Genomic DNA, 26,082 nt, shown 5'->3' on the forward strand with positions numbered 1-26,082 from the left:
GATCGAGGACCGGGTGCGGCGGTGAGGTGCGGTGCTTCCTGGTGTGGCGGCCGACGGTTGACATGGTCCGTCGTAGCACCGGCGTGGTTGGCGGAAAGGTGCGTCATTGCCAGGTAAGGCGGCGGAGTGCCGACGGCGTTCGTGATGGCGGCCCGTTGGACCGCGATTCGGGTCATCGGTGTGTCCGGGGGTGTGCGAGGGCTCGGCTTGTGCCGGGCGCGGCAGGTGGCGGTCGGAGGCCGCAGAGGGAAGTCGCGGTGTCGCCGCCTTCGAGGGTGAGTTGCCGTGCTTCCTGGCGCAGGGGCCGCAGGGGCCGCAGGTCGACGCAGATTGGCGCAGGACCGCCCTGGCCGGCGGTGCGCTGCGGCGCTGCCGGGTGTGGGGGCGGAGTGTCGATGGCGATGGTCAAGGCGGCCTTCGCGATCGCGATGCGGGTCATTGGAGTTCCCGGAGGTATCCGGGGACTGGGCGCGGCGGTGAGTCGCGATCCTTGCGAGTGCGGCGGCCGGAGTCCGGCACGTTTCGTCGCAGCACCGCTGTGGTCGGCGGGAAGCTGCGGCGCTGCCGGGTAAGGCGGGGTACCGATGTCGTTCGTGGCGGTCCGCTGGACCGCGAAGCTAGTCATCGGAGTTCCATGGGGTGTCCGAGAGCTGGGTTCGCACCGGGTGCGGTGGGTGCGTCGGAGATTGCAGGGAAAAGTCGCGGCGCTGTTGTAATTTGCGGTGTGTCGGGATCGGTCCGAGCGCGACGGCCGGGGCCGACACTGTTCGACACTGGGCCGCCCTGGCCGGAATGCTGCGAGGCGTGGCGGTCGGGAGCCGACAGCGATTGTGGTGGCGGACTCCGCGAACTCGAAGCGAGTCAACGGAGTTCCCCGGGAGTTTCCGGGCGCTGGGCGTGTGCCGGGTGCGGCGGGCCGAGGTCGGCGAGTTCCGCGGGAGGTGACGGCCCTGCGGTCATCGGCGGTGAGTTGCTCTGCTTCGCGGCTTGGTGGTCGGAGGTCAACTTGGTTCGTCGCAGCACCGCTGTGGTCGGCGGGAAGTTGTGGCGCTGCCGGGCGTGACAGCGGGGTGCCGAAGGCATTCGTGGTGGCAGTCTTCTGGACCACGATGCGAGTCATCGCAGTTCCCAGAGCCATCCGTGGGCCGGGTGCGCACCGGGTGCGGTGGGTGGGTCGGACATCGCCAAGGGAGGTGGTGGCTTCGCCGTCATCGGCGGTGCGCCGCGATCCTTCCGGGTGCGGGTGCGGGTGCGGGTGCGGGTGCGGGTGCGGCGGCCGGGGGCCGACACGGTTCGTCGCAGCACCGCTGTGGTCGGCGGTGAGCTGCGGCGCTGCCGGGCATAGCGGTCGGCCGCCTATGGCGATGGTCATGGCGGTCCGTTCGACCGCGAAGCGGGTCATGTTCGGTGTCCGTTGCGTTCGAGAGACCGCTTGAGCCGGTCGCGCTGGTCCATGACCACCGAGCGCAGCACGCCGTCGAGCAGATCCCAGACCTCGCCCGCTTCAGTCGCCTCGCCGCGCAGTTCGCGTCCGTGCAGCCGCGCCCACAGGCGACGCAGGTACGCCCGCCGCACGGTTCGGATGTCCTCGCGCAGGTCGGGCGGGGCGGCGTCGGCTTGCGGGAGTCGGAGCACCCGGTGCACATAGGACTCCCGCTGCCAGCGGCGCAGCAAGCGCGCGTTCGCGTCCGAGGTGGCGGCGTGCGCGGTTGCCGGGAGGTGGGTGCGGCCTGCGGCCCCGCCGTTTCCGGGCTCGGTGTCGGTGAGGGTGGGAGCGGGGATGCGGGCGGCAAACGTGTTGGAGGCGGAGAAGTGAGTTGCGGAGATGGTGGCTGCGCCGGCGGCGACCTCAGTCGCGCCGGTCGAGGTTCCATCTGCGGTAGCAGGGCCGCTCCCGGGCTCGGCGTTGGCGGATGCGGGCGCACTGGTGGCCGAATGGATCGTCGAGATGGGGGTCGCATCGACGGCTGCGGTAGGAGCGGTTGCCGGGCTGGCCGCGGCCGCGCTAACGGCGGCAGTCGCTGCGGAGGTGGCCCCGGGCGCGCTTTGGGCATCGGTGCCTGCGAGTTCGGCGTTGCGCACGGCGGTGTCCTCAAACCCGGCGCTGTGAGCGGTTGCGGCGTTTGCGGTTGCCGGGAGGTGGGTGCGGCCTGCGGCCCCGCCGTTTCCGGGTTCGGTGTCGGTGGGGGCGGCGGTGTCGGTGGAGGCCGGAATGGGGGCAGCGACCCCGTGGGCGGCGGCAGATTGCGTTGCGTCGGCGTTGGTTGCGCTCGCGACGGCTGCCAGGTCGGCGGCGGTTCCTTCTTCGGTGGCCGGGCCGCTTCCAAGCCCGGCGCTGGCGTCTCTTCCCAGCGCCATTGCTACCCGGCCGCTCTCGTTCGCCAGTTGCCACGCGCCCGCCGACCGGTGGATCTCCCCGACCACCAGCGACGGTATGTCAGCCATGGACTCCCGCTGGAACACCGCCGTGAACGCCGCGAACAGACGCTCCATAATAGACCTGTCGAACGGTCTCGGCAACGCCCGCTTCGAAGCCCTGTCGCCGATCTCCGGCGGTGCGGGCCGCTCCCGGTCGGTCAACCCGTACCCGCACGCCACCCCCGGCCGGTCGAGCCCCGCCGCCTCCGCGGTCCCGACTCCTCCCTCCACCAACGCCTTCCACAGCTTCGCGTCAGGATCGGTCGCGCACCGTTCGAGGAACTCGGCAAGCCCCGCCCGCGCGCCGGTCTCCCTGCCGTGGAGTTCGTTCGTCGGCGCCTCGCGGCCGGGAGGCGTGGGCGGTACCTCTTGGCCTCTGTGCTCCCACGCGGCGTGCAGCAGTCCCGTGAGCTCCGCCGCGCGGGCCGGGTCGGTCACGAAGCGCCGCAACCGGTCCACCGTCACCTCGCCGCGCTCGGCGTGCACCTCGGCCACCGTCTCGGCCGCGATCCGCGCGGCCTCCGGCTCGCGCCTCGGGTCACCGTGCAAGTGCGCGAGTTCGAAGCAGCGCTGGAAGTACAGGTCCTGCGGGTGGCCCTCGGTGACCCCCGCGCGCCGCCTCGCCTTCTTCACGAGCTGGAACCACGCCGCCGTGGCCGCGAGCGCCGGTCCCGCCTCCAGGATCGCCTCGCGCAGCGCGTCCACGTGCTCGACCTCGATCACCCCGCCCGCGAACCGCGGCTGCATCGTCGGGCGCAGCACCAGCGGGTCCAGGATGAGCTTCACCGTCCGTGCGAGCGGCCGCCCCGAAGCATTGCTCAGCGGCGCGACGGCATCGCCGAGCTGCGCCCACGCGTCGGCGATGAGCATCCCCCGAGGGACGGCCGCCGCGGCCGCGATGCCTTGCACCATGTCGCGAAGTGTAATCGACCCGCGCCGGTCTCGAACCGTGCAGATGTTCGACCGCACCCCGACCGCCGAAAGGAGCGGCGCTGCGGCGCCCGCCGGACCGGCCCGCCTCTCGCTCGCAGGAAACGGCCGCCCGGCCGGACCACCGGTCCCGCCGCAAACCTGTGATCGGTAGGCGCGCTTCCCTCGCGACGCTGTAGGCGTCGCCCGCTACCGAAGGAGGCCCACCATGAGCTACTACGACCCGCGCCAGTTCCCCGCCGCGCAGGCGGTGCGGTCCCCGTACGGCACCCCGAGCCATCCCCTGACGCCCCGCCGCCGCGCCCGCCGCATCGGCCTGCTCCCGATGATCCTCGTCCCCACCCTCGGGATCGGCGTCGCGGCCGTCCTCGGCGAGCACGTCATCGCCCCCGACCCGGACATCACCCTCCAGTCCGGCATCGGCTTCGCCACCCACGACGGCACCGACCTCGTCCTGGTGCCCTACGACCGCCACGGCAACGCGGGCCTCATCGACTCGATCGCCGGCGACATGTTCCAGGTGCGGATCGCCGCCGTCGAACTCGACACCGGCGACCTCCGATGGGACGTGCAGCTCAGCGACGAGCTCATCTGGGACGCCGCGGTCGTCGCCGCCGGCGAGACCTACGCCTACCTCGCCACCGACGACGGCCTCACCGTCCTCGAACTCGACGACGGCACCATCGCCGTCGAGCCCGGCGCCCTCCCCGGACTCCAAGGGACCCAATCGGTCTCCGGCGCCGCCTACGCCTTCGACCCCACCATCGGCGCGGTCGTCGCCCTCGACGTCAACGGCGCGATCCACACCATCGCCCTCGACGCGCTCGAAGCCGTCCCCGCCGACGAGTCCACCGCCGCCACCTGGAGCGGCCTGCTCCTCGCCGAAGGCCGGGTGCCCGACATCGGCGGCCTCACCTGCACCGACGCGCCCCTCGACGAGGACCGGACCCTCCGCATCGAGCCGGTCGCCGACGGCGCGCTCGGCGGCACCCCGGTCATCGTCGGCCCCGACGGGCGCCACGCCCTCGGCACCCGCATCTACTACGAGGCCGGGATCGTCCTCGACCAGACCGCGCTCGTCTCCACCACCAGCGTCGAAATCGACGTCGACCGGCTCATCGAGGAGTTCATGGAGGACGCCGAGAGCGCGGGCATGAGCCTGTTCCCGAGCCTCGACGCCACCGCCGCGGGCGCCCACAGCGGCCTCGCGCTCATCGAGCACCGGCCCGAACCCAACGGCGACGGCTACGCGCTCCACGTGATCGACCTCGACACCGGCCAGGTCACCGCCTCCCTCACCACCGGCAACCACCTCGGCCGCGCCGCCACCGCCCCCGGCGGGCACGTCGTCGTCCTCGCCGCCGCCCCCGACGGCCCCTGGCTCAGCGACCTCGTGATCGTCGCCCCCGACGGCTCGATCGACCGCGTCGAGATCGGCGAGACCGACTTCCTCGGCAACCCGTCCCTCTGAAACCTGTGACCGGTAGCGGCCCAGCCGCACCGACACTGAGAACCACACCGCTACCACAGCGAGCACCGAAAGGAACACCTCATGTTCAAGGCAATCAGCTGGCTCATCTTCGTCGCCGGCGCCGTCTGCACCGTCATGTTCGTCCTCACCGGCCTCGGCGGCGACGACGCCTTCGCCTGGGCCAACGGCTGGATGGTCGGCCCGATCCTCCTGCTCTTCGTCCTCCCCACCACCGCCTCCATCGGCCGCCTCGCCGACGGCCCCCTGCGCGAGATGCGCGGCCTCGGCGCCAAGGGCTTCGAAGGCGCCCCCATCGCCATGGGCACCGTCGTCTCCGCCTCCCGCACCGGCCTGAGCATCAACGACCAGCCCCAGCTCGAAATCCTCTTCGACGTCGACACCCAGGACGGCCAGTCCTTCCGCGGCGTCGCCCGCAGCATCATCGACCTCACCGAACTCGCCGCCGTCGTCCCCGGCGCGATCCTGCCCGTCCGCTACCGCCCCGGCAGCACCGACGGCCAGGTCGTCATCGCCGCCGACGCCCCGCAGGCCGAGATGCAGGCCGCCCTCGACCGCGTCCGCGTCGCCAAGGGCCTCGTGACGCCCCGCCAGCTCCAGATCGCCGAGCAGGGCACCGAGGCCAAGGCCGTGGTCCTCGCCATGAGCCCCACCGGCGAGATCCGCGGCGACCGCGCCGTCATGAACCTCACCTTCCGCGTCACCCGGCCCGACCAGACGACCTTCGACCTCGACCAGCAGAAGCCCGTCGACGCCAGCGCCGTCGCCCAGATCCAGCCCGGCATGGTCGTCCGCGTCCGATACCTCCCGCACGACGAGTCCGAGATCGTCGTCCTCACCGCCCTCAACCCCTGAACGCACCGCCGCCGGCCCGGCGGCTCGGCGACCGGCCGGGCCGCCGCGCAGGATCGGCGCCGGGGGCCCGGCGCTGTATCCTCGCGACAGGCCGACCCGCGCCGCGACCCGAAGCGGCGCGCCCGAGCCCCGCCCGAGCCCGTCCACTGCCCGGACCTGCCTAGGCCCGCAGCAGCATCGAGTGAGTAGGACACCGTGCAGACCCCCGTTCGACTTGCCGTCGACCTCGGCACCACCCACACCGTCGCCGTCGTCGGCCGCGACGGCCAAGACCCCCGGACGCTGCTCTTCGACGGATCGCCCCTGCTCGCCTCCGGGGTGTTCCTCGACAACGACGGCACCCTCCACACCGGCCGCGACGCCCAGCGCCTGGCCGCCTCCGAACCCGAGCGGTTCGAGCCGCACCCCAAGCGGCGCATCGGCGAAGGCACCGTGCTCCTGGGCGAGCGCGAGGTCCCCGTCGAGGAACTGCTCGCCACCGGACTGCGACGCGTCACCGAAGAGGCCGCCGCGACCGGCCAGCGCGCCACTGAAGTCGTGCTCACCCACCCCGCCGACTGGGGCCCGGTGCGCCGCGCCACCCTGGAGCGGGCCGCCGCCCTCGCCGGGATCGACAACCTGCGCCTCGTGCCCGAGCCGATCGCCGCCGCCACCTACTGCGCGAGCGTCCTCGGCCAGGAGATCCCGCGCGGGGGCACCGTCGCCATCTTCGACTTCGGCGGCGGGACCTTCGACGTCGCCGTGGTGCGCCGCGAGGACGACGAGCAGGGCCGCCTGCGGACCCTCGCGTTCGGCGGGCTCGACGACCTCGGCGGCCTCGACGTGGACATGGCGCTGGCCGCGCACCTGGGCCGCATCGTCGCCGAACGCGACGCCGAGCTGTGGGAGCGGATCAGCAACCCCGAGACCACCGCCGACCTGCGCGACCGCCTCGCGTTCTGGGGCGAGGTGCGCGCGGCCAAGGAGATGCTCTCGCGCACCTCGACCGCGCCGGTGGCCCTGCCCGGCCACAACCCGATGGGCCTGCACCTCACGCGGGACGAGCTGACGAGCCTGGCCGACCCGCTGGTCGCCCGGGCCGTGGACGAGACCCGCCGGACCATCGAGCGCGCCGGGGTCGCCCCCTCCTCGCTCGCGGCGCTGCTGCTCGTCGGCGGCTCCAGCCGGATGCCGCTGGTGGCCACGCGGCTGCACGCGCGGCTCGGCGTCGCGCCCTCGGTGCCCGAGCAGCCGGAGCTGCCGGTCGCGTTCGGCGCGTTCCAGCACGCCGTCGCCGAGCCCGAGGTCCCGGCCGGCTCTTCGCCGCCGGTGACGCCGCCCGCTTCGGCGGGCCCGGTGTCCTACGCGCCCTTCCCGGTTCCGGACCTGCGGGCCGCCGCGCCGGTCCAGATTCCGCCCGCGCCGATGTCGCCTGCCGCCGCGAGCCCGGCCGCGACGCCCGGCCCCGACCCCGAGCCGTCGCCGGTGTCGCAGTCGGCGCCGTCGCCGGCGCAGCCGTCCCCGGCCGCCGCGCCCTCTCCGCCGCCGTTCACCCCGCCCGCCGGGAATCCCCTCCCGCCGACTTCGCCGCCCTCGCAGTTCCCGCCGAACGTCCATACAGGACCTTTGCCGGTGGGCGGACCGCCGCCGCGCAGCTGGGCCGCCGTCTCGGTGTTCTCCTCGATCGTCCTGGTCATCGTCATCGCGCTCGTCGTCGCACTCTCCCAGACCGACTGGGACAAGCTGTTCAACGGCCTGAACGACGGCGTCGAAGGCGGCCTCACCGGCGCGACCGGCGACGGCGGGGGCGGCCTCGAAGGCCTTGATGGCACCGAAGGCGGCGCGAGCGTCGCCGCGCTCGAACTCGTCGCCGAGCGCGAGCTGAGCCCCAGCGGCGCGACCGCCGTGACCACCGCCGGCGGCGTCGCCTACCTCGCGCACGTCGCCGGAGGCGAGACCACCGTCTTCGCCGTCGACGCCGACGGCGCCGAGCTGTGGACCGCCTCCTACGACCTCGAACCGACCGGCCTGGGGCTCCTGGTCGTCGAAGACCTGCTCATCGTCGACGCCAGCGCCTCGGCCACCGACGCGGGCGAGGACATGCGCGCCGCGATCGACACCGCCGACGGCGCACTGCTGTGGAAGCGGGCCTGGGACTTCCACGACCGCAACGACGTCGCCTTCTACGGCACCGACGTGCTCATCGAGCAGCGCGACGGCATCTATGACAACGCCGCGATCCGCATCGACCTGACCACCGGCGACGAGGTCTGGGCCGAGTCCGGTCCTGACGACCTGTTCATCATCGACGACTACCGCATCAAGGCCGAGACCGTCTGGGACGTGGGCGAAGGCGCGGCCGGGACGCTCCCGCCGAACTCCTACACCCTCTTCGACAACCTCGCCGTCACCGAGCGGTTCGTGGACCTCGACCCCGACGCGGGCACCGCCGTGCTCCGCAAGTCCGGGAACGGCTCCTCAAGCGGCAGCGGCAAGCTGCCCTTCGACTCATCGATGTGGACGGTGTTCGAGGGCCTCGCGATCGGCGAGCTCTCCGACGACGAGTCCCCGGGGCGCGCGGTGCTCGCCGCGTACGGCATCGACGGCTTCGCCAAGGAGTGGACCCTCGAATTCGAGGCCGGGTTCAGCATCCAGAACGTCAAGGCCTGCGGACCGGGCCTGGTGTGCGCGGCGTTGAACCACCAGAACGCGAACGACCAGTACAAGAGCATCACCGTCGACATCGAGACCGGCCAGATCGTCTGGCAGATCGGCACCGACTGGGCCTTCGACGAGAACTGGTACTCCACGCCCAGCGGCATGGTCTTCGGCGAGCAGGTCTTCGACGACGTCTCCGAGGCCGCCCTCCTCGACTTCGACGGCGAGTCCCGCTCCGGCTCCCGCCTGGGCACGAACGTGATCGCCGTCCAAGACGACCTCGTCGTCACCGAGAGCTTCGGCACCGACAGCGGACTCACCGTCGTGAGCGTGGCGACCGGCGCCGGCACCGCGCTCCTGGAAGTCGAATCCAGGATCGAGTACGCGGTCGTCACCGCCGAACTCATGGTGTACGTGACCGAGATCGGCCAGGCCCGCGTCTACGCCGTCCCCGACCTGAGCTGACCCGCGCCGCGCCGACCCCGCCGCGCCCGGGGACGGCGCGGCGCCGCGACCCGTGGACCGCCCCGCGTAGCCTGTGCAGTCGACCGTCCCCGCGCGCTGAAAGGCCGGCCCCATGACCGAGTTGCTCCTCTCGGCGTTCGGCATCGCCGTGAACACCGCGGCCGTCGCCTACGTCGCCACCCGGCTGCTCGACATCCGGTACACCGCATGGCGTCTCATCGTCGTCAGCGTCTGCGGCTACGCGTCCATCCAGTACGGGCTCCTCCCGAGCCTCCTCGAACCGTTCCGCGACAGGGAACCGGGCCCCGACGAGATCCCCGCGATCCTCGCCCTCTGGGGCCTCATCCTCGTCTGCGCGCCCGTGATCGCCATGGTCCTCCTCGTGATCTGGGAGGCGGTCATCCCCACCGGCGCCGTGCCCCCGGCCCGCACCTGGTTCAAAGGCCTGCGCACCCGAGCGCGCCGCACCCGCCGCTACCTCCAGATCCTCGCCATCGCCGGCCGCCACGGCCTCATCGGCCTCCTCAGAGGACGCCGCCAGGCCGCGCAGGACGCCGAACTCGCCCGGTCCCTGCGCCGCGCCCTCGACGACGCCGGCGTCACCTTCGTCAAACTCGGCCAGATCCTCTCCACCAGAAGGGACCTGCTCCCGGCCGTCTACATCGCCGAACTCGCCGGGCTCCAGGACCAGGCCGCCCCGGTCGACGGCCACGACGCCGCGCGCCAGGTCGAGACCGCCATCGGCGCCCCCATCGACGAGGTCTTCGCGCGCTTCGACCCCGAACCGGTCGCCGCCGCCTCCATCGCGCAGGTCCACACCGCCGTCCTCCACAGCGGCGAGGCCGTCGTCGTCAAAGTCCGCCGCCCCGGCGCCGCCGCGACCGTCGAACGCGACCTCGACATCATCCGCCGCCTCGCCCGCACCCTCGACCGCCTCACCACCTGGGGCCGCACCATGGACGTGCGCGGACTCGCCGACGGCTTCGCCGAAGCCCTCCGCGAGGAGGTCGACTTCACCGTCGAGGCCCGCAACCTCGCGCAGGTCGCCGCCGCCCACGAGCGCCGCAGCGCCGAAGTGCGCGTGCCCCGGCCCCACACCGACCTCTCCGACGAGCGCGTCCTCGTCATGGAACGCCTCCCCGGCGTCCCCCTCGCCACCGCCGGACTCGGCGAACGGGGCCTCGACGGCCGCGAGGTCGCCACCGCGCTCCTGCGCGAGATGTTCGACGAGATCATGGTTGACGGCATCTTCCACGCCGACCCCCACCCGGGCAACCTGATGCTCCTCGACGACGGGCGCATCGGCCTCATCGACTACGGCTCGGTCGGCCGCCTCGACCGCGAACTGCGCGTCTCCTTCGAGGCGATCCTCCAGGCCGTCGACCGCCAGGACGGGCCAGCGCTGGCCGACGCCCTCGTGGGCGTCTCGACGCGCCCCGAGGAACTCGACCAGGTCGGGCTCGAACGGGCGCTCGGCTCGTTCCTCGCCCGCCACCTGGTCCCCGGCGCGGCCCCGGGCATCCGGATGTTCACCGAGCTGTTCCGCATCATCGCGAAATACCGCATCGTCATCCCGCCCGAACTCGCGGCGGTCTTCCGATCCCTTGCGACCCTTGAAGGCTGCCTGACCGCGATCGACCCGGGCTTCGACCTCATCGGGGTCGCCCGCGACATCGGGCAGCGCTACGCCGAGCGGCGGATGCGCCCGGCCGCCGTGCAGGACATGGTGATGGAGGAGGTCGCGGACCTGATGCCGGTGCTGCGCAAGCTGCCCCGCCGCTTCGACCGGCTCGTCGCCGCGGCCGAGTCGGGGCAGCTGACCGCGAACGTGCGCCTGCTCGCCCGGGCCGACGACCGCCGCGTGGTCACCGCCTGGCTCCACCAGATCCTGCTGACGGTGCTCGCGGCAGCGGCCGGCCTCATGGCGGTCATGCTGCTGGGCAACGAGAGCGGCCCGGCGCTGACCGAGGACCTGGCGCTCTACCAGTTCTTCGGGCTCGCGCTGCTGCTCATCGCCTCGGTGATGGCGCTGCGGGTCCTCGCCGACATCTTCACCAGACGCGGGCGGGAAGACTGACCTAGGAGCGCTTGCGGCCCTCGACGAGGGTGTCGAAGAGGTCGTCGGGATCGATCTGGGCCCGGTACTTGAACTCGAGCGAGACGCCCTCGCCGTAGGAGCCGATCTTCTTCTTCTGGTTCACCACGAACTTCGGTTCGGGCCACTGCTGCGCGATGACCGCGACGGCCTCGTCGCCGGCTTCGAGGACCCATGTCGCCTTGCCGCCGTCGACTTTCGGAAGGTAGCCGCGCTGGCGCAGGAACGCGACGACCTCGCCGAGGCTCGTGCCCTCGGACAGGTCGATCGTCTCGGCATGGGACCGGAGGTCGTCGGCCCCCGCGGTACTCGAACGGTCCAGATTGATCCGCATGGTCGGCACACCCTTTCGTCGCCGGAGGGCCGCAGTCCGCCGGAAGGGCTGAGGCCCGTTGTCCGCCAGCCTATCGGCCCGGTGCGCCGGGCGTCCCCGGTTCGCGGACCACGCGTGCGCCGCTAGGAATCCGCGGCCGCCGCTCCGGCCCTCGCCCGGTACCGCTCAAGGGTCTCGACCGTGCGCCGCAGTGACCTGGGCCGACCGAACCACTTGAGGCACTTCAGCGATCCCGGACGGTGTCCGCCGGTCAGCGTGCGCACCTCGACCTCCCAGGTGTGCGAGTCGCCGCCGATCGCGATCGCGGTGATCTCGTCCCACCGGAACCGGACCTCCGAGAGCGGCTCCACGAAGGTGACGCCCTCCTCGTCCAGGATCATCCGGCACCGCAGGCCGAACGCGTGCGCGATCGCCGCGGCGACGATGAGCAGGTAGAGGCAGCCGCCGAACAGGAGCTCGACCGCTCCGGCCCCGCCTTCGACCACCAGATAGACCGGCACGGCCGCTGACATGTACCCGAGGAGCACCACGGCCACGACCCGCCGCGCGACGGCGGCCCTGCAACGCAACGTGGTCGGAGTCCGCATGGGGACGAGAGTAAGGACCGTGCGCTACCCGAGCTCCACTTCGAGCAGCTTCGGCGAGGCCGCGAACCCGTTGCGCGCGTAAAAGGGTATCGACCTGGTTCCGGCCTGGACGGTCACCTTCGACAGGCCCAGCTCCCGCGCGTCCGCGAGCGCGGCCGCGACCATCCGGCCGCCGATCCCGCCCGCGCGCTCCTCGGGCACCAAATAGACCGACTGCAAGTCGCCGCCGAAGCGGTCCAGCGACAGCGGCGTGGGCACCCGCGGCAGGACCGCCATCCAGGCCATGCCGATCACCTTCTTCCCGGCGGCATCGTCGCCGCGGACCGCGACCGTGCAGCGGTGCGAATCGGCGTGCCGCCGCGCCCAGTCGGCGAAGTGGGCCGTGAACCGCTCCTCGTCGACCTGGGGCGGCTCGCCCTCCTCCACCTCCCACCGCCACCGCAAGCCGGCGACGGCCTCGAACTCCTCGGATCGGGCGGGGCGGATCGCTACGTCCATGGGCTGACTCCGGGCGCGAATCGGACTGACGGGACGAACGCAAGCCTACGCCAGGGCAACGGCTGCAAGAACTTTCTCAACCGCGCAGGCGCATGTCGAAGGCGAACGGGCCCGTCAACTGCCGTTGCGATCCTTGACATGCCGATCGGGCCGTGGTTATCCTCAGCTCCATCCGCAAGTTTCGATATGTAGATGCTTGATCAACGACAATTGTCTGCAAGAACTTGCGGAACGGACTGAACGGAGAACCCTCATGTCAATGAGCAGAGGACGGCGCGCTGTGGCGCTGATCGGAACGCTCGCCGTGACCGCAGGCGCGCTCGTGGCCTCCACCGCCATCGCGACCGCCCAGGACGCCGAGGCCGCCGCGGCCCCGGCCGTCGACGACGACTCGTCGATCATCGAACTGTTCGAATGGAACTGGAACTCGATCGCCGAGGAGTGCGACGACTTCCTCGGCGCCTCCGGCTACACCCACATCAAGATCTCCCCGCCCCAAGAGCACATCCTCGCCACCGACACCGACACGCCCGACAACTGGTGGATCCAGTACCAGCCGGTGAGCTACAAGCTCGACTCCCGCCTCGGCACCCGCGCCGAATTCACCAACATGGTCGACACCTGCGCGGCCCAGGGCGTCGGGATCGTCGCCGACGTCGTCATCAACCACATGGCCGCCGGCTCCACCGCCACCCGCTACGGCCAGGCCGGCAGCGAGTACCGCCAGTTCGACTACCCCGCGGCCGGATACGACGCCTCCAACTTCCACAACACCGGCTCCTCCTACTGCGAGATCGCGGACTACTCCGACCGCTGGCAGGTCCAGAACTGCCACCTCGTGGGGCTCAACGACCTCGCGACCGAGCAGGACCACGTGCGCGCCACCATCGCCGCCTACCTCCAGGACCTCGTCGACATCGGCGTGGTCGGCTTCCGCGTCGACGCCTCCAAGCACATGCCCGCCGCCGACCTGGAGAACATCTTCAGCCGCGTCGACGGCAACCCCTATGTGACCCACGAGGTCATCTACATCCAAGGTTCCAACGAACCGATCCTCCCCAGCGAGTACTACGGCTCGGGAACGGTCCAGCAGTTCGACTACTCGCGCTGGATGCGCAACCACTTCGCCGGCGACTCCAAGGCCTCCTACCTGCTCGACCTCGGCGAGAGCTGGGGCCTGTCCCCGGACGAGCTCGCCCAGGTCTTCGTGCAGAACCACGACACCCCGCGCGGCGGCGACGCGAACCAGTACCTCGACTACTTCACCGGCGGCGACGACTACCTGCTCGCCAACGCCTACATGATGGCCCACGACTACGGCGTCCCCGCCCAGATGTCGGACTACTCGTACGGTAACAAGGACCAGGGGCCGAACCTCGTCGGCGACGCGAACTCCAATGTGGCCGACGTCGACTGCGACGCGATCACCGGCCGCTGGGCCTGCCAGCACCGCGGTCCCTACTTCGCGGGCATGGCCGGCTTCCGCGCAGCCGTCGCCGGCACCGCCGTGAACAACCCGTGGCACAACGACGAGAACGCCTTCGGCTTCGGGCGCGGCAGCGCCGGATACATCGTCATCAACGCCGAGAACTCTTCGGTCAGCGACACCTTCACCACCTCGCTGCCCGCCGGCGAGTACTGCGACGTCATCGGCGGCGGCGCCGTGACCGTCGACTCCGGCGGCGCCTTCACCGCCACCGTCGGCGCGAAGCGGGCGCTGGCGATCCACATCGGAGCGCCCGCGGGCGGCGACTGCGAGGGCACCGGCGGCCCGTCGCAGCCCGGCGGCGAGGCCTGCGTGGAGGTGAGCGTCAACGCCACCACCTGGCTGGGCCAGGAGGTGCACCTCATCGGTTCGATCGGCGAACTCGGCTCCTGGAACGCCGCGAACGCGCCGAAGCTCAGCGCGGACGACTACCCGGTCTGGCGCGGCACGGTCGAACTGCCCGCCGGGACCGCGTTCGAGTACAAGTACGTGAAGGTCGCCCCGGACGGCGCACTCGAATGGGAGTCCGGAGGCAACCGCACCTTCACCGCCCCGGCGTCCGGCGGCCAAGGCTGCGCCGCTCTCGACGACATCTGGCGAGGCTAGGAGTACGCGGTCGGTCGGCCCTCGGGCCGACCGACCGCGCATTTGAGGGCACGGCCCACCGGTCCCGTGGCGACCTCTCGGCGGTCGGTGGCGGGCCTCACCGCCCTCGAATCGCGGCTCGGCCGCCGACGGTCCTCGCTCGTGAACGGTCGCGCCCGTATGCTGGGCGCCGCACGAGTAGGAGGCCCCGTGTTCAACCCGCGCTACCGGCGCCGCGAACCGATCGACCCGGACCTCGCCGTCCCCGCCCGGCGCCGCGAGGCCGAACGCCCGCACCTCGCCGTCCTCGCGGCCGTCGCCCTCGGCGGCGGCATCGGCGCGACGGCCCGGTACGGCGCCTCGGTCGCCTGGCCCACCGCGCCCGACGGCTTCCCGTTCACGACGCTGCTGGTCAACGTCCTCGGCTGCGCCCTGATCGGCGTGCTCATGGCGGTGCTCGCCGAGGCCCGCAGCGCCCACCGGCTCGCCCGCCCGTTCCTCGGCACCGGCGTCCTGGGCGGCTTCACCACCTTCTCCACCTGGGCGCTCGAACTCCAGACCCTGGTCGAGCACGGCCAGGCCCGCGCCGCCTTGGTCTACCTGCTCGTCACCCTCGCCGCGGCATTGGCCGCGGTGTGGGCCGCGGCCGGGGCGACCCGCCGCCTGATCGCCTGGAGGCGGCGATGACCTGGATCCTCGTGTTCCTCGGCGGCATGGCCGGGGCGGTCCTGCGGTACCTGACCGACCGCGCCGTCCAGGCCCGGCACGGCACCGACTTCCCCTGGGGCACGTTCGGCGCCAACCTCATCGGGTGCCTCGTCCTCGGGTTCCTCGCCGGGGCCACCGCCGCCGGCGCGGCCCCGGAGCCGGTCCGCCTCCTGGTCGGCGTCGGCCTGTGCGGCGCGCTGACGACCTACTCGACCTTCGGTTACGAGACCCTCAGACTGGCCGAGACCGGCGCGCGGTTCTTCGCCTGCGCCAACGTGATCGTCTCGGTCACCGCGGGACTCGGCGCGCTGATGCTCGGCCTGACGGCCGCCGAGGCCGTCTGGGCCTGACCTCACCTGGCGACGGGAAGGAAGACCCGCATCGTGGAGCTGCCGCGCTGCGCCCACCGGTGGTAGGGGATCAGGCGGACTTCGCTTGCGGCCGAAAGACCCTCGTCGTCGGGCGCGACCGACCGGTACGGCACGGCCCCCGGGCTCGGAAGCGGGTCGGCCCGCTCGAAGACTCGGACCACGGCGCCGTCGCCTTCGGCCCGCGGCGCTTCGGTCGCGTCGATGCGGACCGACTCGATCGGCCAGGGCAGGTCCACCGATTCGGCGCACAGCACCAGCGGGCCCTTCTCGACCGCCACGCAGCCGCGGACCGCGTCGATGCGCTCGTCGGGCCAGGTCAGACGGGGCCGCACCGGCAGTTCGAGCGTCAACTCATCGCCTTTTCGGACTGCGGTTGCGGCCCAACCGGGTGCGACCTCCCGGGCCGCGTCGCCGTCGCTCAAGGTAGCGCCCTCGGCCCAGGACGGGACCCTGAGCCGCAACTCGACTGGTGCCTCCGGCGCCTCGACCACCGCGATGCGCACCGTGCCCTCGTGCGGATACGCCGTGGTGACGTCGAGGTGCAGTTCGCCCGCGTCGAGGTGCACCTTCAAACGGCCGGAGGCGTATTGCAGGAGCGAGAGCGTGTCACCGTCCACTGTGGCGGCGTAGGCCTGCCAGCTCGCCAGGGTCCTCGCCAGGTTCGTCGGGCAGCACGACACGTCGAACCAAGGGGCGCGCACGCCGCCCTCGGCGCGCGGGTTCACCTCGCCCGGACGCACGTCCGCCGCCGCGCTGCGCTGGTGGAGCGGGTTGGCGTAGAAGAAGGAGCGCCCGTCCTCGGCCGGAGAGGCGGCGATGACGTTGTAGAAGGTCCGCTCGATGAGGTCGGCGTAGCGCACGTCGCCGGTGGCCAGGTGCAGCCGCCAGGAGACCATCACCGAGGCGATCCCCGCGCAGGTCTCGCAGTAGGCCCGGTCGGGCGGCAGCTCCCAGTCCTCGCCGAAGCCCTCGTCCTGATGGCGTGAGCCCATGCCGCCGGTCAGGTAGGTGCGGCGCTCCACGCTCCGGTCCCACTGCCGCGCAACGGCGTCGAGCAGGCCCGCGTCACCGGTGTCCACCGCGACGTCCGCCGCCCCCGCAGCCAGGTACAGCGCGCGCACCGCGTGGCCGCGCCAGACCTCGGCCTCGCGCACCGGCACGTCGTCCTGGAAGTACGAGGCGTCGAGCAGCGCGATGGGTTCGAGGGTGCCGCGGCCGCGGCGCTCGATGAAGACCCGGGCCTGTTCGAGGTAGCGCGGCTCGCCGAGGGCGCGGCCGAGTTCGGCCAGGCCCACCTCGATCTCCGGGTGCCCGCAGATGCCGTCGCTCGCGCCGGGGCCGAACTCGCGGCAGACGTGATCGGCCGCGCGGCGGGCGATCTCGACCAGCTTGTCCTCGCCGACGGTGCGCACGCGCGCGACCGCCGCCTGGAGCAGGTGCCCGGTGCAGTACAGCTCGTGCCCCGAGGACAGGTCGGTGTACCGGCCCGCCTGGCCGGTGTGGCCGTAGCAGGTGTTGAGGTAGCCGTCGTCGTCCTGGGCCGCGCCGATGCGGTCCACAAGGGACTCTAGAGCTTCCTTGGCTCGGGGGTCGCCCGAGCGTCCGGACTCCCACGCGAGGGCCTCGATGAGCTTGTAGACCTCCGAGTCGGAGAACTGCCACCCCGGCCGGGGCCCGGCGGTGTCGCCGGCGGCCACCCGGTCGAAGTTCGCGACCCAGCCCAGGCGCTCCATCCACTCCAGGCAGTGGGCGAGGGTGGCGTCCGCGTTCGTCCGCTGCCGGTCGTGCCAGAAGCCGCCGGTGAGGGCCAGCTCGTCGAGTCCGAGGCCACGGCGCGCGCCGGTGCGGGGTTCGACCGGCACGCGCTGACGGGAGGTGCGTTTCAAGGATCAGTCCTTTACGGCGCCGGCGGTCACGCCCGCGGCGACATAGCGTTGGGCGACGACCAGGAGGATCGCCGCGGGGAGCGAGGCGATCACCGCGGTCGCCATGATGGCGTTCCACTGGGTGGTGTTGTTGCCGATGTACTGGTAGATGCCGAGGGTGATCGGCACGAACTGGCCCGAGCGGCTCAGCGTGGACGCGAAGATGAAGTCCGACCACGCCCACAGGAACGCGAACAGCGCCACCGTCAGGGTCGAGTTGCGGCTCACCGGGAGCACCACCTTGGTGAAGGTGCCCCAGGGGCCCGCGCCGTCGATGCGCGCGGCGTGCACGAGTTCGCGCGGGATGCCCGCCATGAACGTCGAGTACAGGAGCACCCCGAACGGGACGGAGATCGTGGAGTCGGCCACGATCAGGCCCCACACCGAGTTCAGCAGGCCCAGGCGCACGTAGATCGCGTAGAAGCCCATCGCCATCACGACCGCGGGGATCATCTGCGCGACCAGGAGCAGGAAGTTCAGCGTCCGGCCGCCGCGCAGGTTCAGGATCGCCAGCGCGTACCCGGCGGGCGCGGCGATGACCACCGTCAGCACCACGCTCCCGAGGCCCACGACGAGGCTCGTCCCCAGCGAGGGGAGCTGCTGCGAGAGCGCCGCGGCGTACCCGTCGAAGGTCGGGCTGGTCGGGAACCAGTTGGGGCTGCTGCGGCGCAGGTCGCTCGCGTCGGTGAGCGAGACGTTCACCATCCAGTACACCGGGAAGAGCATCAGCGCGGTGAACACGACGCCGAGGACGGTCTTCCACCACGGCCTGGTGGAGGGGCGCGCGGTCATGACTTCTCCCAGGATCGCTGCATCCGCACGTGGACGAATCCGAAGACGAGCGCGATGACGATGAGCAGGTTGCCGATCGCGGCGGCCGGCGAGAAGTCCGGCTGGCCGGTGCCGAAGGCCTCCCGGTAGGACCACACGGCGAGCGTCAGCGAGGCGTTGCCGGGGCCGCCGGTGGTCATGATCCAGATGACGTCGACGACCTTGAGCGTGTAGATGAACCCGAGCAGCAGCGTGATGCCGGAGACGGGGCGCAGCAGCGGGAAGGTGATGCGCCAGAACTGCTGCCAGGCGGAGGCGCCGTCCAGGGAGGCCGCCTCGTAGACCTCGGCGGGGATCTGCTGGAGTCCGGCGTGGAGGATCACCAGGTTGAACGGGATGCCCAGCCAGATGTTCGCGATGATCACCGAGGTCAGGGCGGTGTCGGGGGAGGTGAGCCAGTTGATCTGCTCGCCGCCGAAGGCCTGGACGACCGAGTTGACGATCCCGTGGTCGGAGTTGAGCATCCACGCCCAGGTGGAGGCCGAGACGATGAGCGGCAGGAGCCAGGGCACCAGGAACAGGGCGCGCAGGAGGTTCGAGAGCCGGAAGTTCGCGTGGAAGAACACGGCCAGGCCCAGGCCGATCGCGTACTGGAACGCGATCGAGACGATCGTGAACAGCGCGGTGTTGGCGAGCGCGGTCGGGAAGGCGTTCGAGGAGAACACCTCGAGGTACTTCTCGATGCCCACGAAGTCGGGGTTGCCGAGGACGAAGGCCCGCACGGTGTAGTCGTGCACGCTCAGGTCGATGTTGCGCCACAGCGGATAGGCGTAGAACACCGCGAGGTAGGCGAGCAGCGGTGCGGCGAAGCCGACGGCGGTCCAGGTGCTCGCGGCGCCCGGTGGGCGGCGGCGGGCCGGTGCGGCGGGCACGCGGCCCGCCGCACCGTCGGACGCACGTCCGGTCTGGGTGACCGAGGTCGTGGTCATGGGCGGCATGCTCCTCGTCAGCCGAGCGCGGCTTCGGCGTCGGCCTGGGCCTGTGCCAGGGCGTCGGCCGGGCTGGCCGATCCCGACAGGGCGTTCTGGACGGCCGTCCACAGCGCCTCGGAGATCTTCGGGTAGTCGGTGCCGAGGTTGTCGCTGGTGCGGCCCTTGGCTTCCCGCACGGCCGCGACCCACGGTTCGAGGTCGGGCTCGGCCGCCAGGAGGGCGTCCTGGCCCTCGGCGGTCGGCGGGACGTAGTAGGCGAAGGTGGTGGCGGTCTCGACGAAGCCCTCGGGCGTGGTCATGCACTCCACGATCTGGCGGGTGACGTCGTAGCGGTCGGTGTCGGCCTGCGCCGGGGCGATGATGAACTCGCCGCCGGTGGGCGCGGGCGCGATGCCGCCGTCCTGGCCGGGGATCTGGACGAGCCCGGTCGCGAAGTCGGCCTCGGCGGCGCTGTTGACCTGCCAGGTGCCGTTGACGGCGAAGGCGAACTCGCCGGTCAGGAACTCCTCCCAGGTGGTGTTCTGGGAGTTGGTGAGCACCGAGTTGGGGGCGTAGCCGGCGTCGAGCCAGCCGGTCCACAGCTCCAGCGCGGCCTGGGCCTGCGGCGAGTCGAGCTCGCGCAGGTCCGCTCCGGCGCCCCAGAACCAGGGCAGGAACTGGAAGGAGCCCTCTTCGGTGCCGATGGCGGCGAAGGTGATTCCCTTGTCGCCGCTGGCGGTGACCTGCGCGAGCGCGGCGGTCAGCGAGTCCCAGTCCACGATGGAGGCCGGGTCCACTCCCGCGGCGTCGAGCACGTCGGCGTTGTAGTAGATCGCGAGCGTGTTGGCGCCGATGGGGATGCCGTAGGCCTGGTCGTCCACGACGCCCGCGGCCAGGAGGTTCTCGTCGACGCCGGAGACGTCGAGGCCGAGTTCGTCCATGGTCGTGAGCATCTCGGTGTCGGCCAGTGTGGACACCGCCGGGTTGTCGAGCAGGATGACGTCGGGGCTCGTGCCCTCCTGGGCGGCGAGCAGGGCCCGGTTGGTCAGGTCCGTGGTGTCGGAGGCGGTGCGATCGATGGTCACGCCGGCCGCCTCGCCGCAGGCGTTCACGCGCTCGGCCCACGCGGAGTCGGCGGCGTGCTGCGGGTAGGGGTCCCACCAGGTGAAGGTGTCGGCGTCGGTGTCATCGCCGGACGAGCAGGCGCCCGCCAGGACGAGCGAGACCGCTGCCACCCCCGCCGCGGCGGACCGGGCGAGGGGTCGTGGGCTTCGGTACTTCATGGTTGTTCCTCCTAGAACGGAACCCGTTCGGCGGCTTTGCCGTCCGGGGTGAGGGGCTGTGCCGTGGCGCGGCACCGTCACCGGCTCGGCGGCGGGGCGGTGCTGCCCCGGTCGACGAGTTCGGGGGCGACGAATCTGACGACGTGGGGGGCGTCGTCGGCGATCTCCTTCTCGATGCGGCGCACGAGCTGGCGCACCGCCATGCGCCCGAGCCGGTCGGGCGCGGACTCGATGGAGGAGAAGGGCAGGGAGAAGGTCCGGGCGAACTCGTCGGAGTAGCGGCCGACGACCGAGAGGTCGCCGGGCACCGACAGCCGCCGCTCGTGCAGGACCGTGGGCAGGGCCGCGGCGGCGGCCTCGTTGTTGACGAGCAGGCCGGTGGCCTCGGGGTGGGCGTCGAGCAGGGCGTGCAGGGCGCGCCCGATCTCGGGCTGCGAGGACGGGGCGTGGACCGGCAGCAGGCGCGCGCCGCGCGCGGCGGCGGTCTCCATCGCGGCGTTCTGGAGCCGCCACACGTAGGCGCCGCCGCGTTCGACCACGTGCTCGGGCTGGGAGACCAGGAGCAGTTCGCGGTGGCCGAGCGCGGTCAGGTGCTCGGCCATGGCGCGGCCGGCCTCCTCGAAGTCGAGGTCGAACACGTCGACGCCGGTGCAGTCGCCGGGGAGTCCGACGAGCGCGCCGGGCTGGGCGGCGGCGCGCAGCACCGGCAGGCGGTCGTCGTGCTCGGCGACGTTGAGCAGCACGACGCCGTCGACCATGCGCGAGTCGGTGAGGCGCTTGAGCGCGGCGGTGCCGTCGGCGTCGGAGCTGAGGAGGATGTCGTAGCCCAGGTCGCGGGCGGTGTTCGTGACGCCCTGGATGTACTGGAGCATCGCGGGGGCGAACTCGTCGGGCAGGAACTGGGCGAGCAGGCCGATGACCATGGCGCGGGAGGTGGCGAGGGCGCGGGCGCCCGCGTTCGGGGTGTAGCCCAGTTCGAGGGCGACCCGCTGGACGCGCAGGCGCACCTCGTCGGACACGGCCCGCTTGCCGCTCAAGGCGTACGAGGCGGTCGACCGCGCCACGCCCGCGGCGCGGGCCACGTCTCCGATGTTGACCACGGCGTCCTCCTCAAGCTGCGTCCGCACCGCGTCGGCGCTGTGTCGCCGATCATGCGAACCGGTTCGAAGCATAACCACCGGATCCCACGAATGCAAACCCGCCCCATCCAAGATCGATTCGCCCGGGAACTGCATATATAGAAGTACTTGCATCGAACGAAGTTCGAAACTAGCCTCCGGAGTGAGCGATCCGTCGAACCGGTTCGCGCCCTCACCTTAGGAGAGAACATGCGATATCCCCTGAAACGGACGGTCGCGCGCGTCGCCGCGCTCGTCCTCTTGGTCGGCGCCGCCGTCGCGGGGGCGGCCGTCCCCGCGAACGCCGCCGGCCTCAACCTGACCGTGAACGTGAACCAGGTCGTGCGCCCGGCCACGCAGGTCGCCTCCGGCGGCCTCTACGGCGTCGGGTCCGACTCCCAGCCGACCACCGCGATGCTGCTGCCGCTCAACCCGACCAGCTTCACCCAGCCCGCCCCCGGCACCACCCACCTCGGCAACGGCGCGACCGAGCCGTGCTGCGACTCCCTCGACGTCGGCGCCAACCTCGTCCGCGCCGGCGCCCAGCAGTTCATCCGGATGCCCGACATCTACCCGTCCTTCCCCTACGTCTGGCAGGGCTGGGACGACTGGGAGGCGAAGGTCGAGAAGCAGGTCGAGGACCGCCTCGCGCGCACCGACCTGACCAACATCCACGGCTGGGAGCTGTGGAACGAGCCCGACTGGACCTGGAACACCGCGCAGGCCGGCTCCTGGAACGCCGGCTGGGAGCGGACCTACGACCTGGTGCGGTCCCTCGACCCCGTGACCCCGATCGTCGGCCCCAGCGACGCGCAGTACAACCACAACCGGATGCTGTCGTTCATGACCCACGCCCGCGACACCGGGACGCTCCCCGACGTCATCGTCTGGCACGAGCTCGACGACATGAACTGGGACGCCTTCGCAGGTCACGTGGCCGACTACCGCGCGATCGAGAACCAGCTCGGCATCTCGCCGCGCCCGATCGCCATCAACGAGTACAACAGCTTCAACCAGATGGACATCCCCAGCGTCGCCCTCCACTGGATGGCCGTGTTCGAGCGCCACGGCGCCCGCGAGGCCCACCGCGCGTACTGGTTCGAGGCCGGGACCTTCGACGGCCTGTTCACCCTCCAGAACCAGCCGACCGCCTCGTACTGGCTCTACCGCTGGTACGGCGACATGACCGGCAACATCGTCCAGACCAACCCCGACAGCTGGCTCGACGGCGTCGCCGCCTACGACTCCTCCCGCAAGATCGTGAACGTCGTCTTCGGCGGCGACTGGGGCGACAACACCGTCACCGTCAACGGCCTCGGCGACCTCGGGACCAGCGTGAACGTGGAACTGCGCTACACACCCGGCTCGGGCAGGCACACCGCCGTGAGCGCGCCGACGACGTTGAGCACCACCACGATGCAGACCAGCGGCGGCTCCATCTCGGTCCCGGTTCCCGACATGAACGCCGAGGGCGCTTACCAGCTCCTGGTCACCCCGGCGGGCGGCCCGACCACCTCCTGGCAGCAGGTGTACGAGGCCGAGAACGCCACCGTCGTCAACGCCGTCACCCATGCCGCGGGCGGGGCCTCGAACGGCTACTACGTCGGCAACATCGACGGCGACGCCGACATGCGCTCGGATTCGTTCGTCGACTTCACCGTCAACGTGCCCACCTCCCGCAGCTACACGATGACGATCAGGTACGCCAACGGCACGGGAGCGAACTCGACGCACGGCCTCGCCTACAACGGCAGCGCATGGTCGACGGTCACCTACCCGCCGACGAGCGGCTGGGGGCAGTTCTCCACGACCACCGTCACGGTCAACCTCAACGCCGGCTACAACATGATCCGCCTGGCGAAGGGCTCCCCGTTCTTCGACGGCGGCACCGGCTACGCCGAGCTCGACAGCATCACCCTCACCTGAGCGACCGGGGTTCGGGGGCCCGGCCCCCGAACCCCTCGCCTTCGCCTCCCGTTCGCCGGGGCGGCCTATCATGGCGGCATGCCTGATCGAGGGTCCGACGCCCGCGTCAACCTCCGGCCGCTGCGGGTCCGGGCGATGATGACGCAGGAAGAACTCGCCCTCCGATCAGGGGTCGGCACCCGCACCATCCGCGACATCGAGTCCGGAAGGGTCCGGCCGCAACCGAGGACGCTGCGCCTCCTCGTCGAAGCCCTCGGCCTCGAACCGGCCGACCGGGCCCTGCTCACCGGCGCCTCGGGGCCGATCGCGACCGTCCCGCGCGAACTGCCGCGGGCCCTCACCGGCTTCGCCGGGCGCGAACGCGACCTCGAAGCGCTCCTCGCCGCGGTCGAAGCGGGCGCGGCCGTCGTCGCCGTGCACGGCATGGCCGGCGTCGGCAAGACCTCCCTGGCCGTGCGGGCCGCCCACGCCCTCGCCGACCGCTACCCCGATGGGCAGCTGTTCGTCGACCTCCACGCCTTCACCCACTCGGTCGGGCCCCGCCCCGGCCTCGAATCGGTCCTCGCGCGCCTCCTGCGCGGCCTCGGCGCGACCGACCCCGCGCCCCCGGCCGACCTCGACGAGCGCACCGCCCGCTACCGCAGCGCCGTCGCCGGCCGCCGCCTCCTCATCGTGCTCGACAACGCCGCCGACGCCGACCAGGTCGAAGCGCTGCTGCCGGGCGCCCCCGGCAGCCTCGTCCTGGCCACGAGCCGCCGCGACCTCTCCTCGCTCACCGGCGCGCACTCGGTACCGCTCGAACCCCCGCCGATGCGTGAGGCCGTGGCGATGCTCGGCGCCGCCGTCGCAGGCCGCATCAGCGACGACGAGGCCGCCGTCGTCGCCGAACGCTGCGGGCGACTGCCGCTCGCGATGGGCCTCGCCGCCGCCCGCCTGCGCAGCCGCCCCCTGTGGCGGGCCGCCGACCTCCTCGACCTCCTCGCCGACGAGGACCGCCTGCTCGACGAACTCGACATGGGCCACCACGGCGTCACCGCCGCCCTCCGTGCCTCCTACCTCGAACTCGACCCCGCCCACCGGCGCCTGCTGCGCCGCCTCGGCCTCGCCCCCGGCGACGACGTGGACGTCCACGCCGCCGCCGCGCTGTGCGACGCCGAAGAGGCCCGCACCGCCTCCATGCTCGAATCCCTCGTGGACGTGCACCTCGCCGAGACCCGCTCGCCGGGCCGCTACCGGCTCCACGACCTGGTGCGGCTCTTCGCCGCCCGCCTCATGGACCTCGAAGAGACCCCGGCGGAGCGCGACGCGGCCTTCGGGCGCCTCATCGACGCCTACCTGCACTTCACCTACCGGGCCGCCGCGCGCATCCACCCGAACAAGCGCCGCTTCACCGAAGGCGCGACCGCCCACGACACCGGGCTCCCCGGCTTCACCGGCCAGGCCGACGCCCTCGCCTGGTTCCAGGCCGAGCGCGGCAACCTCGAAGCGGCCGTCGCGGCCGCCGAGCACGCCGGGAACCTCGAACAGGCCTGGCACCTGGCCACGGGCTTCAACGCGTTCTTCGTGCACGACCACGACACCGGCTCGCACGCCGCGGTCAACCGGATCGCGCTCGGCATCGCCCGCCGCACCGGCGACGGCCGCAAAGAGGCCTTCACCCTCGGCGACGCGGGCCGCCAACTCGTCACCGCCGGCAGGCACCGCGAGGCGATCGACCTGCTCAAGAAGTCCGTCGCGCTCAAACGCGACCTCGGCGAATTCGCCGACGCGGCCCTGACCCTCGCCAACATCGGCATCCTGTACCGGCGCTCGGGGCGCTTCGCCGAGGCCCTCGACGTCCACGAGGCCGCGCTGGCCCAGGCCGAAGCGGCCGCGGACGCCTCGGCGGCGGCGCTCATCCGCACGAACATGGTCGTCCCGCTGCTGCGGCTCGGGCGCTTCGCCGAGACCGAGTGCCGCCTCGACGCCGCCGAGGCGAAGCTGGACGCCGGCGACCACCACAACCGCATCCGCATCGAGGGCTTCCGCGGGGTCCTGGCCCGCGAGCGCGGCGAGCCGGCCGCGGCAGCGGCGATCCACACCGCCTGCCTGCGCGCCTTGCGGAATGAGGGCGTCACGGCCGACGTGGCCGCGACGCTCATCGACCTCGGCGAGGACCTGCTGCGCCTCGACCGCGTCACCGAGGCGGCCGCGCATCTGGACCGGGCCGTCGAGTACGCGGTGCGGCTCGCGGACCCCTCGCTCGAACGCGCCGCCCGAAACGGCCTCGGCCGGGCGCTCACCGCCTCGGGCGCCACCGACGAGGCGATCGGCCAGCTCGAACTGGCCGCGGGGCTGTCCGAGTCCCATGAGGACGCCTACGAGCTGGCGCGGGCGCACCACGGCCTCGCCGAAGTCCACCGCCGGCGCGGCGACGCCGACGCCGAGGAGCACCACTTGCTCTGCGCGGCAAAAGGCTACGAGTCCTGCGAGGTCCCCGAGGCAGCCGAGATAGCCGAACGGCTAGACCGACGCTGACCGGTGCACCGGAGGTAGCACCCGCCTGGGAAGCGGATGCGGTGTCCGACCCGAGAAGCTGAAGCGGCGCTTCCCGGCCGACGCCCGGGACCTGCCGACGCCGACACGCGTGG

The 26,082-nt window shown here is 72.0% G+C and carries 18 protein-coding genes; 9 read left to right on the forward strand and 9 right to left on the reverse strand.

The window, feature by feature from the left end; all coding sequences use genetic code 11:
* Nucleotides 1-1,398: 1,398 nt before the first annotated feature.
* Complete coding sequence (locus tag IF12_RS24155; RefSeq protein WP_133884170.1) at nucleotides 1,399-3,288, reverse strand: hypothetical protein; 1,890 nt, start codon at nucleotides 3,286-3,288, stop codon at nucleotides 1,399-1,401.
* Nucleotides 3,289-3,556: 268 nt separating this feature from the next.
* On the opposite strand from IF12_RS24155, the gene IF12_RS0112845 reads away from it, so the two are divergent.
* The 4 genes from IF12_RS0112845 (at nucleotide 3,557) to IF12_RS0112860 (ending at nucleotide 10,871) form a co-directional block, all read left to right on the forward strand.
* Nucleotides 3,557-4,819 (forward strand): PA2928 family protein, encoded by a 1,263-nt coding sequence (locus IF12_RS0112845; RefSeq protein WP_030158749.1) that lies wholly within the window; start codon nucleotides 3,557-3,559, stop codon nucleotides 4,817-4,819.
* Between the two features lie 81 nt (nucleotides 4,820-4,900).
* Nucleotides 4,901-5,692 carry a hypothetical protein gene (locus IF12_RS0112850; RefSeq protein WP_030158751.1) on the forward strand — a complete coding sequence of 264 codons (792 nt, stop codon included), beginning with the start codon at nucleotides 4,901-4,903 and terminating at the stop codon, nucleotides 5,690-5,692.
* 195 nt (nucleotides 5,693-5,887) lie between these two features.
* Nucleotides 5,888-8,794 carry an Hsp70 family protein gene (locus tag IF12_RS24160; RefSeq protein ID WP_051704333.1) on the forward strand — a complete coding sequence of 969 codons (2,907 nt, stop codon included), beginning with the start codon at nucleotides 5,888-5,890 and terminating at the stop codon, nucleotides 8,792-8,794.
* A gap of 112 nt (nucleotides 8,795-8,906) precedes the next feature.
* The gene (locus tag IF12_RS0112860; protein WP_030158755.1) at nucleotides 8,907-10,871 is read left to right on the forward strand and encodes an AarF/ABC1/UbiB kinase family protein; all 1,965 of its coding nucleotides are present in this window, start codon (nucleotides 8,907-8,909) and stop codon (nucleotides 10,869-10,871) included.
* A gap of 1 nt (nucleotide 10,872) precedes the next feature.
* Here IF12_RS0112860 and IF12_RS0112865 read toward each other — a convergent pair whose 3' ends face one another.
* The 3 genes from IF12_RS0112865 to IF12_RS0112875 form a co-directional block, all read right to left on the reverse strand.
* The gene (locus IF12_RS0112865; RefSeq protein WP_133884171.1) at nucleotides 10,873-11,223 is read right to left on the reverse strand and encodes a hypothetical protein; all 351 of its coding nucleotides are present in this window, start codon (nucleotides 11,221-11,223) and stop codon (nucleotides 10,873-10,875) included.
* Nucleotides 11,224-11,345: 122 nt separating this feature from the next.
* On the reverse strand, nucleotides 11,346-11,810 hold the full coding sequence (locus IF12_RS0112870; protein ID WP_030158759.1) for a PH domain-containing protein: 465 nt from the start codon (nucleotides 11,808-11,810) through the stop codon (nucleotides 11,346-11,348).
* Between the two features lie 24 nt (nucleotides 11,811-11,834).
* Nucleotides 11,835-12,308, reverse strand: a complete 474-nt coding sequence (locus IF12_RS0112875; protein WP_030158761.1) for a GNAT family N-acetyltransferase — start codon at nucleotides 12,306-12,308, stop codon at nucleotides 11,835-11,837.
* A 280-nt stretch (nucleotides 12,309-12,588) separates the two neighbouring features.
* On the opposite strand from IF12_RS0112875, the gene IF12_RS0112880 reads away from it, so the two are divergent.
* From IF12_RS0112880 to crcB (IF12_RS0112890), 3 genes are all read left to right on the forward strand, one after another.
* A complete protein-coding gene (locus IF12_RS0112880; RefSeq protein ID WP_051704335.1) occupies nucleotides 12,589-14,400 on the forward strand; it encodes a carbohydrate-binding module family 20 domain-containing protein in 1,812 nt (603 codons plus the stop codon).
* Nucleotides 14,401-14,589: 189 nt separating this feature from the next.
* Nucleotides 14,590-15,066 (forward strand): fluoride efflux transporter CrcB, encoded by a 477-nt coding sequence (gene crcB, locus IF12_RS0112885; protein WP_030158765.1) that lies wholly within the window; start codon nucleotides 14,590-14,592, stop codon nucleotides 15,064-15,066.
* A complete protein-coding gene (gene crcB / locus IF12_RS0112890; RefSeq protein ID WP_030158767.1) occupies nucleotides 15,063-15,437 on the forward strand; it encodes a fluoride efflux transporter CrcB in 375 nt (124 codons plus the stop codon). Before crcB (IF12_RS0112885) ends, crcB (IF12_RS0112890) begins: the two co-directional genes overlap by 4 nt.
* Before the next feature lie 2 nt (nucleotides 15,438-15,439).
* Here crcB (IF12_RS0112890) and IF12_RS0112895 read toward each other — a convergent pair whose 3' ends face one another.
* From IF12_RS0112895 to IF12_RS0112915, 5 genes are all read right to left on the reverse strand, one after another.
* Nucleotides 15,440-17,344 carry a glycoside hydrolase family 127 protein gene (locus IF12_RS0112895; protein ID WP_030158769.1) on the reverse strand — a complete coding sequence of 635 codons (1,905 nt, stop codon included), beginning with the start codon at nucleotides 17,342-17,344 and terminating at the stop codon, nucleotides 15,440-15,442.
* Between the two features lie 3 nt (nucleotides 17,345-17,347).
* Nucleotides 17,348-18,175, reverse strand: coding sequence for a carbohydrate ABC transporter permease (locus IF12_RS0112900; protein ID WP_030158771.1), 828 nt, complete (start codon nucleotides 18,173-18,175; stop codon nucleotides 17,348-17,350).
* Complete coding sequence (locus IF12_RS0112905; protein ID WP_030158773.1) at nucleotides 18,172-19,143, reverse strand: carbohydrate ABC transporter permease; 972 nt, start codon at nucleotides 19,141-19,143, stop codon at nucleotides 18,172-18,174. Before IF12_RS0112905 ends, IF12_RS0112900 begins: the two co-directional genes overlap by 4 nt.
* 17 nt (nucleotides 19,144-19,160) lie before the next feature.
* Complete coding sequence (locus IF12_RS0112910; RefSeq protein WP_030158775.1) at nucleotides 19,161-20,408, reverse strand: extracellular solute-binding protein; 1,248 nt, start codon at nucleotides 20,406-20,408, stop codon at nucleotides 19,161-19,163.
* A gap of 77 nt (nucleotides 20,409-20,485) precedes the next feature.
* Nucleotides 20,486-21,508: a LacI family DNA-binding transcriptional regulator gene (locus tag IF12_RS0112915; protein ID WP_030158777.1), complete on the reverse strand. Its 1,023-nt coding sequence runs from the start codon at nucleotides 21,506-21,508 to the stop codon at nucleotides 20,486-20,488.
* A 228-nt stretch (nucleotides 21,509-21,736) separates the two neighbouring features.
* Between IF12_RS0112915 and IF12_RS23040 the strand changes: the two genes are divergently transcribed.
* Entirely contained in the window at nucleotides 21,737-23,452 is a 1,716-nt protein-coding gene (locus IF12_RS23040) for a CBM35 domain-containing protein (RefSeq protein ID WP_133884172.1), read from the forward strand.
* 78 nt (nucleotides 23,453-23,530) lie between these two features.
* Nucleotides 23,531-25,969, forward strand: coding sequence for a helix-turn-helix domain-containing protein (locus IF12_RS23045; RefSeq protein ID WP_051704337.1), 2,439 nt, complete (start codon nucleotides 23,531-23,533; stop codon nucleotides 25,967-25,969).
* The last annotated feature ends 113 nt before the right edge of the window (nucleotides 25,970-26,082 follow it).

It is taken from the genome of Glycomyces sp. NRRL B-16210 (assembly GCF_000719515.1).
GTDB lineage: Bacteria > Actinomycetota > Actinomycetes > Mycobacteriales > Micromonosporaceae > Glycomyces.

What these genes read in the sequence shown, in the direction of transcription:
- IF12_RS23045 (WP_051704337.1), top strand. Translation starts at nt 23,531, where the DNA reads ATGCCTGATCGAGGGTCCGACGCCCGCGTCAACCTCCGGCCGCTGCGG.
- IF12_RS0112850 (WP_030158751.1), top strand. Translation starts at nt 4,901, where the DNA reads ATGTTCAAGGCAATCAGCTGGCTCATCTTCGTCGCCGGCGCCGTCTGC.
- IF12_RS0112865 (WP_133884171.1), bottom strand. Translation starts at nt 11,223, where the DNA reads ATGCGGATCAATCTGGACCGTTCGAGTACCGCGGGGGCCGACGACCTC.
- IF12_RS0112905 (WP_030158773.1), bottom strand. Translation starts at nt 19,143, where the DNA reads ATGACCACGACCTCGGTCACCCAGACCGGACGTGCGTCCGACGGTGCG.
- IF12_RS0112860 (WP_030158755.1), top strand. Translation starts at nt 8,907, where the DNA reads ATGACCGAGTTGCTCCTCTCGGCGTTCGGCATCGCCGTGAACACCGCG.
- IF12_RS0112875 (WP_030158761.1), bottom strand. Translation starts at nt 12,308, where the DNA reads ATGGACGTAGCGATCCGCCCCGCCCGATCCGAGGAGTTCGAGGCCGTC.
- IF12_RS24155 (WP_133884170.1), bottom strand. Translation starts at nt 3,288, where the DNA reads ATGCTCATCGCCGACGCGTGGGCGCAGCTCGGCGATGCCGTCGCGCCG.
- IF12_RS0112870 (WP_030158759.1), bottom strand. Translation starts at nt 11,810, where the DNA reads ATGCGGACTCCGACCACGTTGCGTTGCAGGGCCGCCGTCGCGCGGCGG.
- crcB (WP_030158767.1), top strand. Translation starts at nt 15,063, where the DNA reads ATGACCTGGATCCTCGTGTTCCTCGGCGGCATGGCCGGGGCGGTCCTG.
- IF12_RS23040 (WP_133884172.1), top strand. Translation starts at nt 21,737, where the DNA reads ATGCGATATCCCCTGAAACGGACGGTCGCGCGCGTCGCCGCGCTCGTC.
- IF12_RS0112910 (WP_030158775.1), bottom strand. Translation starts at nt 20,408, where the DNA reads ATGAAGTACCGAAGCCCACGACCCCTCGCCCGGTCCGCCGCGGCGGGG.
- IF12_RS0112845 (WP_030158749.1), top strand. Translation starts at nt 3,557, where the DNA reads ATGAGCTACTACGACCCGCGCCAGTTCCCCGCCGCGCAGGCGGTGCGG.
- IF12_RS0112900 (WP_030158771.1), bottom strand. Translation starts at nt 18,175, where the DNA reads ATGACCGCGCGCCCCTCCACCAGGCCGTGGTGGAAGACCGTCCTCGGC.